Annotated in this window: 19 protein-coding genes; 17 read left to right on the top strand and 2 right to left on the bottom strand. The window is 43.8% G+C overall.

Annotated elements, in window-relative coordinates; translation table 11 throughout:
• Positions 1-9 precede the first annotated feature (9 nt).
• Positions 10-162 carry a hypothetical protein gene (locus CD004_RS24115; RefSeq protein WP_170029987.1) on the bottom strand — a complete coding sequence of 51 codons (153 nt, stop codon included), beginning with the start codon at positions 160-162 and terminating at the stop codon, positions 10-12.
• 215 nt (positions 163-377) lie between these two features.
• On the opposite strand from CD004_RS24115, the gene spoIIIAA reads away from it, so the two are divergent.
• Genes spoIIIAA through CD004_RS15245 form a run of 8 tightly spaced genes read left to right on the top strand, consistent with a single transcriptional unit; the run spans position 378 to position 5,520 of the window.
• Positions 378-1,301, top strand: a complete 924-nt coding sequence (gene spoIIIAA / locus CD004_RS15280; protein WP_102263549.1) for a stage III sporulation protein AA — start codon at positions 378-380, stop codon at positions 1,299-1,301.
• Positions 1,302-1,817: a stage III sporulation protein SpoIIIAB gene (gene spoIIIAB, locus CD004_RS15275; RefSeq protein ID WP_023627369.1), complete on the top strand. Its 516-nt coding sequence runs from the start codon at positions 1,302-1,304 to the stop codon at positions 1,815-1,817.
• A 19-nt stretch (positions 1,818-1,836) separates the two neighbouring features.
• Positions 1,837-2,043: a stage III sporulation protein AC gene (gene spoIIIAC, locus CD004_RS15270; RefSeq protein ID WP_009794945.1), complete on the top strand. Its 207-nt coding sequence runs from the start codon at positions 1,837-1,839 to the stop codon at positions 2,041-2,043.
• Between the two features lie 14 nt (positions 2,044-2,057).
• Entirely contained in the window at positions 2,058-2,447 is a 390-nt protein-coding gene (gene spoIIIAD / locus CD004_RS15265; protein ID WP_173401223.1) for a stage III sporulation protein AD, read from the top strand.
• Positions 2,448-2,479: 32 nt separating this feature from the next.
• Positions 2,480-3,679: a stage III sporulation protein AE gene (gene spoIIIAE, locus CD004_RS15260; protein ID WP_102263548.1), complete on the top strand. Its 1,200-nt coding sequence runs from the start codon at positions 2,480-2,482 to the stop codon at positions 3,677-3,679.
• Between the two features lie 13 nt (positions 3,680-3,692).
• A complete protein-coding gene (gene spoIIIAF / locus CD004_RS15255) occupies positions 3,693-4,322 on the top strand; it encodes a stage III sporulation protein AF (RefSeq protein WP_102263547.1) in 630 nt (209 codons plus the stop codon).
• Complete coding sequence (gene spoIIIAG / locus CD004_RS15250; protein WP_102263546.1) at positions 4,312-4,971, top strand: stage III sporulation protein AG; 660 nt, start codon at positions 4,312-4,314, stop codon at positions 4,969-4,971. Before spoIIIAF ends, spoIIIAG begins: the two co-directional genes overlap by 11 nt.
• Before the next feature lie 3 nt (positions 4,972-4,974).
• Entirely contained in the window at positions 4,975-5,520 is a 546-nt protein-coding gene (locus CD004_RS15245; protein ID WP_102263545.1) for a SpoIIIAH-like family protein, read from the top strand.
• Between the two features lie 38 nt (positions 5,521-5,558).
• Here the strand turns inward: CD004_RS15245 and CD004_RS15240 are convergent, their stop codons facing one another.
• Positions 5,559-7,040, bottom strand: coding sequence for a methyl-accepting chemotaxis protein (locus CD004_RS15240; RefSeq protein ID WP_102263544.1), 1,482 nt, complete (start codon positions 7,038-7,040; stop codon positions 5,559-5,561).
• Positions 7,041-7,248: 208 nt separating this feature from the next.
• Between CD004_RS15240 and accB the strand changes: the two genes are divergently transcribed.
• The 9 genes from accB (at position 7,249) to dxs (ending at position 16,275) form a co-directional block, all read left to right on the top strand.
• Positions 7,249-7,755 carry an acetyl-CoA carboxylase biotin carboxyl carrier protein gene (gene accB, locus CD004_RS15235; RefSeq protein WP_102263543.1) on the top strand — a complete coding sequence of 169 codons (507 nt, stop codon included), beginning with the start codon at positions 7,249-7,251 and terminating at the stop codon, positions 7,753-7,755.
• A gap of 12 nt (positions 7,756-7,767) precedes the next feature.
• On the top strand, positions 7,768-9,123 hold the full coding sequence (gene accC, locus CD004_RS15230) for an acetyl-CoA carboxylase biotin carboxylase subunit (protein WP_102263542.1): 1,356 nt from the start codon (positions 7,768-7,770) through the stop codon (positions 9,121-9,123).
• A 14-nt stretch (positions 9,124-9,137) separates the two neighbouring features.
• On the top strand, positions 9,138-9,548 hold the full coding sequence (locus CD004_RS15225) for an Asp23/Gls24 family envelope stress response protein (protein WP_102263541.1): 411 nt from the start codon (positions 9,138-9,140) through the stop codon (positions 9,546-9,548).
• 676 nt (positions 9,549-10,224) lie between these two features.
• Entirely contained in the window at positions 10,225-10,617 is a 393-nt protein-coding gene (gene nusB, locus CD004_RS15220) for a transcription antitermination factor NusB (RefSeq protein WP_102263540.1), read from the top strand.
• A gap of 55 nt (positions 10,618-10,672) precedes the next feature.
• Positions 10,673-11,545, top strand: coding sequence for a bifunctional methylenetetrahydrofolate dehydrogenase/methenyltetrahydrofolate cyclohydrolase FolD (folD, locus tag CD004_RS15215; protein ID WP_102263539.1), 873 nt, complete (start codon positions 10,673-10,675; stop codon positions 11,543-11,545).
• Between the two features lie 140 nt (positions 11,546-11,685).
• Positions 11,686-13,044, top strand: coding sequence for an exodeoxyribonuclease VII large subunit (xseA, locus tag CD004_RS15210; protein WP_102263538.1), 1,359 nt, complete (start codon positions 11,686-11,688; stop codon positions 13,042-13,044).
• Positions 13,034-13,267 carry an exodeoxyribonuclease VII small subunit gene (locus CD004_RS15205; protein ID WP_102263537.1) on the top strand — a complete coding sequence of 78 codons (234 nt, stop codon included), beginning with the start codon at positions 13,034-13,036 and terminating at the stop codon, positions 13,265-13,267. The genes xseA and CD004_RS15205 overlap by 11 nt, the downstream gene beginning before the upstream one ends.
• A gap of 2 nt (positions 13,268-13,269) precedes the next feature.
• Positions 13,270-14,163, top strand: coding sequence for a polyprenyl synthetase family protein (locus CD004_RS15200; protein ID WP_102263536.1), 894 nt, complete (start codon positions 13,270-13,272; stop codon positions 14,161-14,163).
• Between the two features lie 219 nt (positions 14,164-14,382).
• The gene (dxs, locus tag CD004_RS15195; RefSeq protein ID WP_102263535.1) at positions 14,383-16,275 is read left to right on the top strand and encodes a 1-deoxy-D-xylulose-5-phosphate synthase; all 1,893 of its coding nucleotides are present in this window, start codon (positions 14,383-14,385) and stop codon (positions 16,273-16,275) included.
• Positions 16,276-16,278 lie beyond the last annotated feature (3 nt).

The raw sequence follows: 16,278 nt of genomic DNA, 5'->3' as shown, positions 1-16,278 counted from the left end.
CAGAATGTTTTACTCACCAGCTCCAGGTGTTTTGTCCGTGTCATTCTTGTTGTTATATTTAGTGTCTGTCATCGGGGATTCCTTTGGACTTCTGCCGCCTCCAAGATATGAAGCCCGGTCGTCTTTCTGGACTTTCTGGAACTTCTTGTGATCCTCATTCATACTTATCAACTCCTTTCGATACTATTCTTTTCGTTTAAAAGCGATATTATTTCGTTTTGGGCGAAGCAGCACTAAGCTTTTCTAAAAAAATGCTGACCATCATACTTGCTCCAAGACTGAACAAAATCTCTCTATCAACCATTCGCGAATCTGCCGGTCATAAAGTGGCCAAGCAGGCATACATATTAAGTAAGCGTATGTCAGGAGGATCGATGATGGACGATATCTTATCTTTTTTGCCGAAACGAATTGCGGAAATGCTGGATGCAGTGCCTCCTAATGACAAAGATGGAATGGAAGAAGTGCGGATACGGATTAACCGGCCGCTTGAAATAACGGTAAGAGGAAAGCCTCATTTCCTGCCGTATATCATTCCGCCTGAGGATGCTGTCCAGCTATTGAACAAGCTAGGGCATTTTTCTATGTATACCTTGGAGGAAGAATTAAAGCGAGGCTATATCACCATTGCTGGAGGTCATCGTGTCGGTCTAGCAGGAAAGGTAATCCTTGAAAATGGCTTTGTCAAAGCAATCAGGGATATCTCCTCCTTCAATCTGAGGATAGCAAGGGAAAAAATTGGGATCGCAGAGCCGTTGCTTCCATACATTTACCAGAACGGCTGGAAGCACACGATGATAATTGGCCCGCCCCAGACAGGAAAGACCACATTGCTTAGGGATATAGCGAGGATGATTTCAAGCGGAATTCCAGATAAAAAATTGCCTCCTCTAAAAGCTGGCATTGTGGATGAGAGATCGGAAATAGCAGGATGTGTAAAAGGGGTTCCTCAACTTACATTTGGACCAAGAGTAGATATCCTGGATTCTTGCCCGAAGGCCGAGGGGATGATGATGATGATCCGCTCGATGAGTCCCGATGTTCTGATCGTTGATGAGATTGGCCGCAAAGAAGACGGAGAAGCAATTCTTGAAGCCGTTAATGCGGGAATAAAATTAATCATGACAACACATGGAGATTCGCTAGAGGATATTCAAAAAAGGCCAACTTTGAAGCCGATTTTGGAGATGGGGATTTTTGATAGATTTGTGGAGCTTGGAAGGATTTCTGGCCCGGGAACAATCACCTCGATCAGGGAAGCAAGCGGCAAAGAAATTCGCCAAAAAGTGAGAGTGACATAAATGATAAAAATAATTGGCGCTATTTTAATTATCCTGGCCACGACTTGGACAGGTTTCGAGGCATCAAGGCACCTTAGCGAGCGCCCAAGACAGCTTCGGCTCCTGAAGTCGGCACTGCAATCTTTGGAGGCAGAAATCATGTATGGTCACACACCGCTGCATGATGCCTCAAGAAAGCTCGCTGCCCAGATGTCTAAGCCTTTATCCTGGTTTTTTGAAGCTTTTTCTAAAAAGCTGACAGAGTCCGATACAACAGTGAAAGCCGCATGGGAAGAAAGTCTGAAAGAAGTCTGGAAACTGACAGCCTTTAAACAGGGAGAGTTTGAAATCATGAAGCAATTTGGTGAGACGCTAGGCAGGCATGACCGGCATTCACAGCAAAAACAAATCCTGCTGACGATCTCCCATCTGGAAAGAGAAGAAGCAGATGCCTGCGAAAAACAAATGAAATACGAAAAAATGGTGAAAAGTATCGGCTTTTTATCTGGCTTACTATTAATCATCTTATTGATATAGCGTTTAGGAGGAGGACAAGATGGGTCTTGAAGTAGATATTATTTTTAAAATCGCAGGTGTAGGCATCGTCGTTGCATTTTTACACACTATTCTCGATCAGGTGGGAAAGAAGGAATATGCGCAGTGGGTAACCTTGTTTGGGTTCATCTACATCCTTTTCATGGTCGCTTCGATTGTCGACGATCTCTTTCAAAAAATTAAATCTGTTTTCCTATTTCAAGGGTAAGGGAGGGCTTTGCCATTGAAATCCTTCAAATAACAGGTGTAGCACTGATCGCGACCTTCCTGGCCCTCATAGTCAAGGAACAAAAACCAAACTTTGCCTTCTTGCTGATTGTGTTCACTGGTTCAGCTATTTTCCTTTTTCTGGTTGATCAAATCTACCAGATCATATCAATGATCCAAAAGCTCGCGGCCAATGCAAAGGTAAATCTCGTTTATGTTGAAACAATCCTGAAAATCATCGGAATCGCCTATATCGCCGAATTCGCGGCCCAAATCACAAAAGATGCAGGCCAGGGAGCTATTGCTTCAAAAATAGAATTAGGCGGAAAAATTCTTATTCTGGCAATGGCGATCCCGATTCTAACTGTAATGATCGAAACAATCATTCGCTTGATTCCGGGCTGATCGCGAGCCTTTTCTTAAAGAGGTGACTATAGTTGAAGCAGCGTTTGCAGTTCATACTTGGCATTGTATTGATCCAGCTATTTTTTTTCATTCCGGGTGTACAAGCTGCTGGTGACGAAGAGAAAACCAGCACATTGATCAATCCGGATAAAATCGCCGGAGCCCAGCTTGAGGACTTGAATATCGATGAACTGAAAGGATTCTGGGAGGATATTATCAATAAATATGATGGCTATTTACCAGAAAGCCAGAAAGGCAGTCTATATGATTTTATAAGCGGTGAAAAAAAGTTCTCACTGAAAGAATGGTTCAAAGGCATACTTAACTTTGCATTCCATGAGTTTATCGTCAATGGGAAATTGTTAGGTTCGCTCATATTGCTAACCGTATTCAGCATGTTTCTTCAAGCCCTGCAAAATTCCTTTGAAAAAAGCACGATCAGCAAGGTTGCCTATTCAATTGTGTTCATGGTTCTCATCATTATTGCGCTCAACAGTTTCCATGTTGTGGTTGATTATACAAATGACACGATAAGTACAATGATTCAATTCATCCTGGCTTTGATCCCGCTGCTACTTGCCCTGATGGCGACATCTGGCGGCCTGATATCCGCAGCCTTTTTCCATCCTGTCATTCTTTTTATGATGAACACCAGCGGCATGTTCATCCAGTATGTCGTCCTGCCGCTCTTATTTCTTTCGACACTTCTCAGTATCGTCAGCATCCTGTCAGAGCATTACAAGGTCACGCAATTGGCCAGTATGCTCAGGAACTGGAGTGTAGGGCTGCTGGGAATTTTACTGACGGTATTTCTGGGTGTCATTTCCGTCCAGGGGGCCTCCTCAGCGGTGACAGATGGGGTCACCGTAAAGACGGCTAAATTCATTACCGGCAATTTTGTGCCGGTTATCGGACGTGTGTTCACGGATGCGACGGACACTGTCATCAGCGCCTCGATGCTGCTTAAGAATACAGTCGGTCTTGCGGGTGTAGCCATTTTGCTGATTATAGCTGCTTTTCCAGCAGTGAAAATTCTAATGGTTGCATTTATTTATAAATTCGCAGCCGCCATCCTGCAGCCTTTGGGAGGCGGACCAGTCATTACCTGTCTGGATATCATCAGCAAAAGTATCATCTATGTATTTGCTGCACTGGGGATTGTTTCCTTAATGTTTTTCCTGACGATCACGGTTATTATTGCCGCTGGAAATCTAACGATGATGGTGAGGTAAGGGGGGAGAAGAAATGGATTTTATTAAAGAGTGGATTACCAACATTATTATCTTCATTCTCCTGGCGACTGTCCTTGACATGCTGCTGCCTAATTCTAGCTTCCAGAAATATACGAAAATTGTCACCGGATTGATTTTGATCGCCATCATCCTGTCCCCGGTCATGAAACTGTTTACTTCTGACTTTGAATCAGCCATCGCTTCAATGGGCCAATTCCATAGTTTGGAGGATGAAAATATAAAAAATTCAATAGAATTTCAGAAAAAAGAAATACAAGCATCCCAGCATGCATATATTTTAGAAACAATGGCTGTCCAATTGAAAACAGCCGCAGAGGAGGAGTTGATGGAGCAGCAAGGAATGGAGATTGCTAATATCGAGCTTGAAGTAAATGATCAGGATCAGCGGCCTTTCCCTGAAAACCTGGAGTATGTCATCGTGCATGTGAAAAAAGCCGAAGATGAGGGAGAGACTGTGGCAGTAGTAAGAGAAGTAGAAATTGATACGAACGCACCCCTTCCATCAAAACAAACCTCTCAGAATACAGATCAAATATCTTCTCTTCTGTCAGAGAAATGGAATGTTCCTGAAAAGTCTATTCAAATAATGATAGAAGGGGGGAGTGACGAGCATGGACAATGAGAAGGGTCCACTAAGCTGGCTTAAGAAGCAATTGAGCGGCAAGGACGGACCGCCAGATAAGAAATCCGGCAAATACCAATACTTAATGATTGTCGTCCTGTTCGGGGCAGCAATCATGCTCATAGGCAATATCCTTGGAGATCAAAAGCCTGATATGGCAGTTACCGCCACTAAGGAAGCAGAGACTGAAGAGGATACGGCCGTATTCGGGCAAAAGAAATCGGCAGGAAATGACGTCATTTCTGAGTATGAAGAGGCTTATGAAGCTCAGCTTACAGAAATGCTAGAGGGTATAAATGGTGTCGGGGATGTCACAGTCTTCGTAAACGTAGATGCCACTGAGAAAAAGGTTCTGGAGAAGAACACGGTGATCCAGTCACAGACAACGGATGAAACCGATCGTGAAGGCGGCAAACGCAAGGTTCAGGACGCTTCCCAGGATGAGCAGCTGGTCATTATCCGCAACGGTGAAAAAGAGGTTCCTATCGTTCTGGAGACAAAAAAGCCAGAAATCAGAGGTGTCCTCGTAGTAGCCAAGGGTGCTGAAAATATACAAGTGAAAAAATGGATTATCGAGGCCGTCACAAGGGCTTTGGATGTACCGAACCATCGTGTGGCAGTCATGCCTAAAAAATCTAAGGGGGAATAATAGATGTTATTGAAAAAGCAAACAGTTTGGTTATTGACAATGTTAAGTCTTGTAGTGGTGCTGTCGGTGTATTATATCACTTCACCTGAACAGCAAAAAGCGGACCTGGCTGGTGTCGAGGAGCAAAAGGCTGAAGATAAAGAGACGGCAGCAACAGAATCCAAGGATGGAAAAACAGTCATTTCTGGCATTGCAAGTGATGAAAAATTTGAGGCACTTCGCATGAAGCTTGAAGAACAACGCACAAAAATGAAGGAAGATCTTCAGGCTATCGTGGCTTCCACTGATCTGCCGGCTCAAGACCGCAGCGATGCTATTGAAAAGATGAACGAGCTTGATGAAGTTGCTCAAAAAGAAGGCGTACTTGAAACTTTAATTAAATCAATGGGCTATGAAGATGCACTTGTACGTGCCGACGGAGAGAATGTCAGAATCACAGTTAAGGCTCAGGAGCATTCAGCATCTGCAGCCAATGAAATCATCCAGATGGTGCGCACAGAGCTGGGGTCATTACAGCCGGTCGCTGTACAATTTGAACCTGTAAAATAAAAGAACAATACGTAAAAGGGAAGGCGATGGCCTTCCCTTTATTTTTGCTGCAGCTTAATTAGGTTATCCAAAGATTGATGTGCGGCTTCAACGGATTTAAATAAATGTTCATGATGTTCACTTTGCGAAATAGCTGCTGCTGAGATTTCCTCCAGCGCAGCGCTTGCCTGCTGGATGACGGAGCTGAAGCCAGTAATGGAACTTTCGATTGCCATCGAGGAGTCCAAAATGGTATTTGTCAGTCCCTCCTGCTCAGAGATATCACTCTTCAAAACTTTGAAAGTTTGGTGTATTGTTTCAAATGCTTCCATTGTCTCGGCTGCTAATTCGAGGTTTTGCGTAAGTTTTTCAGCTGTCAGATTGACTCCTTCTTTTGTTTTAGAAGTATCACTCATGACACTTTTTAAATTTTCGGTAATTTGGGTTGCTGTATTACTTGTGATGTCAGCGAGTTTCCTTACTTCTTCGGCAACCACCGCAAATCCTTTGCCGCTGTCTCCTGCACGGGCTGCCTCAATAGATGCGTTCAGTGCCAGCAAATTAGTTTGGGAAGCAATTCCCTGGATATCCGATGCAAAGCTGGTTGTTTCCTTGATCAGCGCGGATAGAGACAAGATGTGTGCATTGACATTTTGCATATTTTCATATGAAGCTGTCAATTCTGAAATAAGGTTGGACATCAGCTCATCGCCTTTATCAGAGACCTTTTCGGCCGACATTGAGTCCTGGTGCAGCTTTTTGACAAGCGCTGATGTCCTGTAGATGACCTGATTTGTTTTTTCAAGGGATTGGGTAATGTCTAAAACTGAATCAGACTGAATATTGATCCCTGCAGAAATCTCTGTCACAGACTGGGTCATTTCAATGGAAGATTGATAATTTTCCTTGCTTTTGAATCTTACATCATCAATCACCTTTGCAATGCTCCTTGTATTGCTTTCGATTACTTTGCGTGTCTCTAAATCTTTAATCAGTAGACGCTCAGTTTCCTGCTGTGCTGACTCAATCGTTTGAGCGAGCTTTTTGGAGATGGAAAACTGGAAGCCAAGCATGACTGTGACCAGCATATACAATAGATAAATGGTTACATAGTTTTTCGTTTCCAAAGGCAGTTCGTGGTTATGCATAAATGTAAATGCGGTAATAATTACAAACCCGAGGCCGGAAGCCAAGGTCAGTAATTTCCTGTCCATATAGATTGCTGCGGCAGCAAGAATAAAATAAAGAAGGGTATAGGCAGTAGGTGAAACGCTAGTTTCCATAATCAAGAACAGCACAGCGGATACTATAACAACGGAAAGATAAGGGATGAAATTCGTTAGCTTCTTGGTATAGTGGAGCGTTGCGACAACTCCGACACCGGCTCCGCCTCCAACAATGATTGAAAGAATCACGGCAAGTTCCTTCTGCATTGCAATATCAACAACTGTCGCCAAAATAACAGACACCAGAGTTGCTTTGACGATTAAAGAATTTTTTCTTTCCAAATCATCTCTCTTAATTTCTTCTATACTTTTCATTGATTGTATTCTCCTCTAAATTTCAAACTAATGTTATATTCGCTAGAAATTTCAGGATTCCTGTCGTATGAATTCACTTTTTTTTCAGAAAACATTAAAATAGAGAAGGAAGACAAGAAACAGCGTTTCATATTGAATTCTTACATGGTATTATCGTATAGTATTAGTATCTAGTCTTAATTAAGAAATGGACAAGGGGTGCCTAAAGATGTTAAAAGTACAGGAAATCAGAGAGTTAATTAAATTAGTGGACCAATCAAGCATTGACGAATTTTCATATGAATATGAAGGATCAAAAATTAAGATGAAGAAGCATGGAGCAGTTAAGTCTGTAGTTGAGCACGTTCAGCCAGCTGCACCAGCACCTGCTCCACAGCCAGTACCGGCAGTTCAGGAAGCGCCACGCACTGAGCCTAAGGTCGAAGCGGCAGCTGTACAGGAAGTGAAGCAGGAAGAAATCCAGGATACTTCCAATTTACATAAGATCGTTTCACCAATGGTTGGAACTTTCTATCAATCTTCTTCTCCTGAAGCAGATGCATATGTAAAAGCAGGCTCAAAGGTCAGCAAAGATTCGATTGTATGTATAGTTGAAGCCATGAAGCTCTTCAACGAAATCGAAGCTGAAGTGAATGGGGAAATCGTTGAAGTTCTTGTAAAAGACGGCCAGCTGGTTGAATACGGCCAAGTTTTATTCCTGGTAAAGCCCGAATAAGGAGCGATATTGATGATAAAAAAATTACTGATAGCCAATAGAGGAGAAATCGCAGTCCGGGTCATCCGTGCCTGCAGGGAATTGGGAGTAGAATCCGTAGCCGTATACTCTGAAGCAGACAAGGAATCGCTTCATGTACAGCTGGCTGATGAAGCATATTGTATTGGGCCGAAAGCTTCAAAAGACAGCTATTTGAATTTCACGAATATTATCAGCGTGGCAAAACTGACCGGCTGTGACGCCATCCACCCTGGATATGGCTTCCTTGCTGAAAATGCAGATTTCGCTGAGCTTTGCAGAGAATGCAACATCATTTTCGTCGGACCATCTCCTGAAGCAATCCAAAAGATGGGAACGAAAGATGTCGCAAGGGAAACAATGAAAGAGGCGAATGTTCCAATCGTGCCGGGATCGCAGGGGATTATTGAGAGCACAGAAGATGCTGTCAGCCTTGCTAACGATATCGGTTATCCTGTCATCATCAAAGCGACTGCTGGAGGCGGAGGTAAAGGTATACGCGTTGCCAGGACAGAACAGGAGATGATCAAAGGGATCAATATCACCCAGCAGGAAGCGATGACAGCGTTCGGGAACCCGGGTGTTTATATTGAAAAATATATCGAAGACTTCCGCCATGTTGAAATCCAGGTGCTTGCAGACAGCTATGGTCATACCATTCATCTCGGCGAGCGTGATTGTTCAATCCAGAGGCGCCTTCAAAAGCTTCTTGAGGAAACACCATCACCCGCACTTGACGGAGAAACCAGGGCTGAAATGGGTGCAGCTGCAGTTAAAGCGGCAAAAGCAGTTGATTATACTGGAGCAGGCACGGTAGAATTTATTTATGATTATCGCAATCGTAAATTTTATTTCATGGAGATGAATACGAGGATACAGGTTGAACATCCTGTAACTGAAATGGTAACTGGCGTCGATTTGATCAAAGAACAGATCAAGATTGCCTCAGGTGAAAGGCTGAACCTTAAGCAGGAAGACGTAGAGTTCAATGGATGGGCGATTGAATGCCGCATCAACGCAGAAAATCCTGCAAAAAACTTCATGCCATCAGCGGGTAAAATTAAAATGTATCTCCCTCCAGGCGGATTTGGTGTTAGAATAGACTCAGCGGCATATCCTGGTTATACAATCCCGCCTTACTATGATTCAATGATTGCGAAGGTCATTACTTATGGAAGCAGCCGGGAAGAAGCGATTGACCGCATGAAGAGAGCGCTTGGTGAGTTTGTGGTTGAAGGCATCCACACAACCATCCCGTTCCATCTCAAGCTGCTGAACCATGAGAAATTCGTGGAAGGGCAGTTCAATACGAAATTTTTAGAAATGTATGATCTTATGACAGAAGAATAATAGGAGGTCTAGCCATGAGTGAACAGCAACATTTACTTGAAATGAGCAATGATGAGAACGGCTTAGGGAAAGTGGAAATTGCACCTGAAGTAATTGAAGTCATTGCAAGCATCGCTGCATCCGAAGTAGAAGGTGTCACGCAAATGCGCGGCAGCTTCGCGGCTGGAGTGGTTGAAAGACTAGGCAAGAAAAATCACGGCAAAGGTGTAAAGGTCGAGCTTGTCGAAGAAGGAATCAAGGTTGACGTTTATTGTGTCATGAAGTTTGGCGTATCCATTCCTGTGGTGGCCCAAAAAATCCAGGACAACATCCGCCAGGCATTATTGAACATGACTGCACTCGATGCAACAGAAGTAAATATCCATGTGGTCGGCGTCCAGTTCGAAAACCAAAAAGTAGAACCTGAAGTCGAACAAGAAGTTTAACCACCGAACCAAAGGCATAAATATGCATGCCTTTGGTTTTTTTTGTAGTCCCGGGTGTTTTTGGTCCTGGAAGCTTCAACACTGAAACTTAAGGTGGAGGTTGTGTGAAGTAGTTCGAGGTTCTGACAGAATCTCGCGCAGTAGAGGAAAAGTTGTCCGAAGAAGGCCTGGGTTCGGACAGAATCTCGCGCAGTAGAGGAAAAATTGTCCGAAGTAGACCTGGGTTCGGACAAAAACTGGTGCTGTAGCGGAAAAGTTGTCCGAAGTAGACCTGGGTTCGGACAGAATCTCGTGTTCTAGAGGAAAAGTTGTCCGAAGTAGACTCAGGTTCGGACAAAATCTCGTGTTCTAGAGGAAAAGTTGTCCGAAGTAGACCTGGGTTCGGACAGAATCACGCGTTCTAGAGAAAAAGTTGTCCGAAGAAGGTCCAGGCTCGGACAAAAACCTCCCTAGAAACCACGACTTGTGGGAGGATGTAGTGCTAATCGTGATGTTCAAGGCGCAAGCGCTGCTCTAATTTCATCATAATTTCTTAGCTTTCTATTAGATATTTCTCCTTGTTTTGATTAACTTTTTTCTAAAAAGTGAAAAATAATAGGAAACCATGCGTAAAGAGATATGATATGCTATTATTTTGTTAGAATCAGACAAGCCATAAAAGGAGCTAAAGAATTCAATGAAAAGAAGAACAGCACGAGAAAAGGCATTACAAGCCTTATTCCAGATTGATATAAGCAAGGTAGAGGTTTCAGACGCGATTGAACATGTGCTTGAAGAAGAAGCTGGGGATGATTACCTGAACAAGCTTGTGAACGGTACGGTCGAGCATCAGCAGGAAATCGATGAAGAGATCAAGACGTATTTAGAGAAATGGTCGCTCGACAGAATTGCAGCTGTTGACCGGAATCTTCTGCGCCTAGCCGTATACGAATTGAAGTATTGCAACGAAGAGGTACCGATGAACGTCGTTCTTGATGAAGCGATCGAAATTGCTAAATTATATGGGGATGACCAATCAAGCCGATTTATTAATGGTGTTCTGTCTAAAGTAAAGCAGAGCATTTCCTAAAAACCATTGGAAGCAGGCAGGTTGGACCTTCCCTGATCACATAGGGGGAGAAAGTATGGCTGCTAGTATTATTGATGGAAAAGAAATTGCTAAAAAGAAGAAACTTGAAATCGCCGACCAGGTTCAGGAGCTGAAGAACCAGGGAGTAACTCCTGGCCTGGCTGTGATACTTGTCGGAGATAACCAGGCATCAAGAACCTATGTCAACAGCAAGCAAAAAACAGCTAGAGATCTTGGCATGCATAATGTCCTGATTGAATATCCTGTCTCCATTACCGAACAGGAACTTTTGGCTAAAATTGACGAACTCAATCGTGATGAAGACATTCACGGCATTTTGGTTCAGTTGCCGCTTCCAGAACACATCAATGAAAAAAATCTGATTGAGGCTATTTCCCCTGAAAAAGATGTTGATGGCTTCCATCCAATCAATATTGGTCGGATGATGACTGGCCAGGATGCTTTTTTACCTTGTACGCCATATGGGGTAATGGTGATGATGAAGGAGATAGAGATTGATCTTGCCGGGAAGCATGTAGTTGTCGTTGGCAGGAGTAATATTGTCGGCAAGCCGGCAGGCCAACTTTTCTTAAATGAAAATGCAACAGTTACATATTGCCATTCGAGGACAAAAGATTTAAAGGAACACACGAAACAGGCGGATGTTGTCATAGCCGCAGTCGGGAAAGCCGGTTTGATTACCGCTGACCATATCAAGCCAGGGGCTGTGGTCATCGATGTTGGCATGAACCGCGATGACCAAGGCAAACTATGCGGTGATGTAGCCTATGATGAAGTCAAAGAAAAAGCCGGGTATATCACTCCTGTGCCTGGGGGTGTTGGTCCAATGACCATCGCCATGTTGATGTTCAATACAATGAAGTCTGCAAAGAACCGCTTGAATAGACTTCAAAATTCAAATCTATAAGGCGTGATTCTGTCCATATCTGTTATAAGTTAGAAACTGAAAATCCACTTATGTTAAGTGACGAATCGGGATTCTAAATTTATAATGGGTATGGGCAGTTTTTTTATGATACAAAGATGTTCCAACAAAGGAGTTTACCAATGGATAATCAGCGTTATCTAACCGTCAACGCGTTAACCAAATACATAAAGAGAAAATTCGACGCCGACCCGCATCTCCAGGGCGTTTATATCAAAGGGGAAATTTCAAACTTTAAAAGGCATTCGAGCGGGCATATGTATTTTACGCTCAAGGATGAAAAAGCCCGAATACTTGCTGTCATGTTCGCGGGTGCCGCCAGGTCCATGAAGTTCAAGCCTGAGAATGGCATGAAGGTTCTGGTCAGAGGAGATATCTCTGTGTACGAAGGCAGTGGCCAGTACCAGGTATACATAAAAGAAATGAAAACCGATGGAGTGGGCGATTTATTTGTTGCTTACGAACAGCTGAAGAAGAAGCTTGAGCAAGAAGGCCTTTTTTCTCCAAAATACAAGCAGCCAATTCCAAAATATCCAAAAGCAGTGGGCATTGTCACTTCTCCAACTGGGGCAGCAATCCGCGATATATTAACAACGATTAAAAGGAGATATCCCATTACCAAGGTGATGATTTTCCCGGCCCTTGTTCAGGGAGACCAGGGTGCCCCATCTATAGTGAGGGCAATCGAGAAGGCGAATGCGAGGCAAGATATTGATGTTCTGATCATTGGCCGCGGGGGTGGATCGATTGAGGAGCTATGGAATTTTAATGAGGAATCAGTTGCAAGATCGATTTTTGCCTCGAAAATTCCAATCATATCAGCAGTCGGCCATGAAACAGACTTCACGATCGCTGATTTTGTTGCTGACATGAGAGCCCCGACTCCAACAGGGGCTGCTGAGCTGGCCGTTCCTCATATCCAGGAACTCATTGAGAGGGTAATGAACAGGGAAACAAGATTAATGAGGGCGATGAGGGAGAAGGTGTTCTTCCAGCAGGAGCGATACCAGCGGCTGATCAGGTCTTACGCTTTTCGCTATCCAAGGAAGCTTTATGAACAAAAGCTTGAACAGGTAGACAAGTTGACGGAATCGCTGACGCGCGGAGCTGAAAAGCTTTATTTTGCTAAAAACGATGCACTTCTTCAACTGAAAAGAAGATTGGAACGAAGCCACCCGGAAGAACTGAGGAAAGTGTCTGCTGAAAGGCATGTAAGGACTACGAGAGCTTTGAACCGGGCGATGACGTCCGTCTTGTCTGAAAAGCGAAAAGAGTTCAACGGTATTGTTTCAACGCTTGAAGCCTTAAGTCCGTTAAAGATCATGGATCGAGGCTATAGTCTTGCATACACCGAAGATGGTGAACTGATTAAAACAGTCACCCAAGTAAAACCTGAACGGAAAATAAAGGTGAAGCTTTCTGATGGAAGCATTCAATGTATCGTGACAGATATCAAGGAGAGTGAAAACGATGGCAGATGAAAAAAAACTAAGTTTTGAACAGGCGATGGATCAACTTGAGACTATAGTTGAAAAACTTGAAGAAGGCGATGTGCCTTTGGAAGAAGCGATCTCTTTTTATAAAGAAGGAATGGAATTATCCAAACTTTGCCATGATAAGCTAAAGAATGTGGAAGAACAACTGGCCCAGATCATTACTGAAGATGGACGGACTGAAGGTTTCTCCATAAACGAGGAGGAATAGTATTGCATCCGGTTTCACTTGATTCTTTTACAAAAAAATATAAGACACTTGTCGAGGAAAGGCTAAGAGAGGTTGTTGGTGCCCTTGAGACACCGGAGAATCTTGCTAAGTCAATGCTTTATTCATTGCAAGCAGGCGGGAAAAGGATCCGTCCGCTACTCGTTTTTGCAGTAATTGACGCATTCGGGAAAGACCCGCAAGATGGTCTGGATGCTGCTGCGGCAATCGAAATGGTCCATACCTATTCACTTATTCACGATGATCTGCCGAGTATGGATGATGATGATTTGAGAAGAGGAAAGCCGACGAACCATAAAGTATTCGGTGAAGCGACTGCCATCCTTGCAGGTGACGCTTTATTAACATTGAGTTTCAACATGCTGTCGGATATCCCTGAGGATGCCGCGCCTGCAACTGTTAAGCTGGCGTTGATTAAGGGATTATCAGCTGCCTCCGGTGCTCCTGGTATGGTGGGTGGTCAAGTAGCGGATATGGAAGGGGAAAATAAGCGGCTCACACTTGAGCAACTTGAATATATCCATATTAATAAAACAGGCAAATTACTCGAATACAGTATCATTGCGGGTGCAGAAATTGCCGGAGCAACTGCCGAGCAAAAGAAAGTACTGTCCATGTTTGCCTACCATATAGGCCTTGCATTCCAAATACGTGATGATATCCTCGACCTCGAGGGTACTGAGGAAATGATCGGCAAGCCGGTTGGCAGCGATACAGCTAATGAAAAAAGTACGTATCCTGCTTTGCTTGGAATAGCAGGAGCCAAAGAAGCGCTGGATTCCCATATACGGAGCGCGAAAGATTCACTTGCCAAAAGCGGACTTGAGGTTGGGATTCTTGACCAGATCACCGATTTGATTGGACTGCGTAACCATTAGAGCAGTCGTTGAGAATAGTGCAATAGTGTGCTATAATTGGCTGTTAGCACGGTAGTGTTGGCAGCTTTTTTTATACATATAAGAAAAACAGATGCCATATTTTCCAGGTATAGCTTGAAAACCTTTCTTTACTTAATATATGTTATTACTAACAACTTTTTCTGAATATGGATAAATAACGCGGAATAATAAGTCAGAAATGAAAGTGAGTGGTCCGAAATGGATCTTTTATCAATAAAAGACCCTTCCTTCTTGAAAAATCTTTCGAAAAACGAATTGGAAGAGTTAAGCAGGGAGATTCGGCAGTTTTTAATTGAAAAACTATCAGTTACAGGGGGACACATAGGACCTAACCTTGGTGTTGTCGAATTAACGATTGCCCTACATAAGTGTTTTGACAGCCCGAAGGATAAATTTCTTTGGGACGTCGGCCATCAATCTTATGTACATAAAATCCTCACCGGTAGAGCGTGTCAATTTGATACGTTAAGGCAGCATAAAGGACTTTGCGGTTTTCCAAAGATGATTGAAAGTGAGCATGATGTCTGGGAAACAGGCCATAGTTCGACTTCGCTTTCAGCTGCTATGGGGATGGCGATTGCCCGTGACCTGAAAAGGGAAGATTCCCATATCGTACCGATTATCGGTGATGGTGCCCTTACCGGAGGCATGGCTTTAGAGGCCTTGAATCATATCGGGCATGAAAAGAAGAAGCTGATTGTCATTTTGAATGATAACGAAATGTCGATCGCTCCTAATGTCGGAGCATTGCATAATGTGCTTGGACGTCTTCGGACCGCTGGTAAGTACCATTGGGTAAAAGATGAACTTGAATACTTGTTAAAAAAGGTGCCTGCTATTGGCGGACAGCTCGCAGCGACTGCCGAAAGGATAAAGGACAGCTTAAAATATTTGTTTGTCTCAGGAATCTTTTTCGAGGAATTAGGATTCACCTATCTTGGCCCAGTAGATGGCCATGATTACGACGACCTGTTTGAAAACCTTGCATATGCAAAAAAGCAGGAAGGGCCAGTACTGTTGCATGTTATTACGAAAAAAGGCAAGGGATATAATCCGGCTGAAAACGATAAAATTGGCACTTGGCATGGAACCGGACCTTATAAAATGGAAACCGGTGATTTTGTGAAACCTGAATCCGCACCACCAGCCTGGAGTAAACTGGTCAGTGAGACGGTAAGAAAAATCGCCAGGACTGACGAACGTATAGTTGCTGTAACTCCTGCTATGCCTGTTGGTTCGAAGCTTGAGGGCTTCGCCAGCGAATTCCCTGACAGAATGATTGATGTTGGAATCGCTGAACAGCATGCGGCGACGTTTGCAGCTGGATTGGCTACGCAAGATATGAAACCATTCCTGGCCATCTACTCAACATTCTTGCAGCGCGCATATGATCAGGTGGTCCACGACATTTGCCGCCAGAACTTAAATGTATTCATTGGAATTGACCGTGCCGGACTTGTTGGCGCTGACGGAGAAACACACCAGGGTGTATTTGATATCGCCTTCTTGAGGCACTTGCCTAATATGGTATTGATGATGCCGAAGGATGAAAATGAAGGACAACATATGGTGTACACGGCCTTAAAGTATGACGAAGGCCCGATTGCGATGCGTTATCCGCGAGGTAATGGGCTGGGTGTACCAATGGATGAAGATTTGAAAGAAATTCCAATCGGAACCTGGGAAGTGCTTCGTGAAGGTGAAGATGCAGCCATCCTGACATTCGGAACGACGATTCCGATGGCAATGGAGGCAGCGGAGATTCTCGCTAAGCAAGGTATATCAGCAAAAGTAGTCAATACTCGTTTTATCAAGCCTCTGGATGAAGAGATGCTGGTGGGCATCCTGAATGAAAACATGCCGATCCTTACGATCGAGGAAGCTGTCCTTCAGGGCGGATTCGGAAGCTTCGTGCTCGAGACGTCTCATGATCTGGGCTATCAGCATGTTGAGATTGACAGGATGGGAATTCCGGATGAATTCATTGAGCATGGCAGTGTTGATAAGCTTCTTGAGGAAATTGGAATGACAACAGAAGATGTCGTCTTGCGAATGCAAAAGCTTGCGAGACAGAAACAAAAAAGGGCGTAGCAA

The sequence above is a fragment of the Mesobacillus jeotgali genome, from assembly GCF_002874535.1.
GTDB lineage: Bacteria > Bacillota > Bacilli > Bacillales > Cytobacillaceae > Mesobacillus > Mesobacillus jeotgali.
The sequence above is the reverse complement of the archived record's forward strand: the minus strand, read 5'-3'. Positions and strand labels throughout refer to the sequence as shown.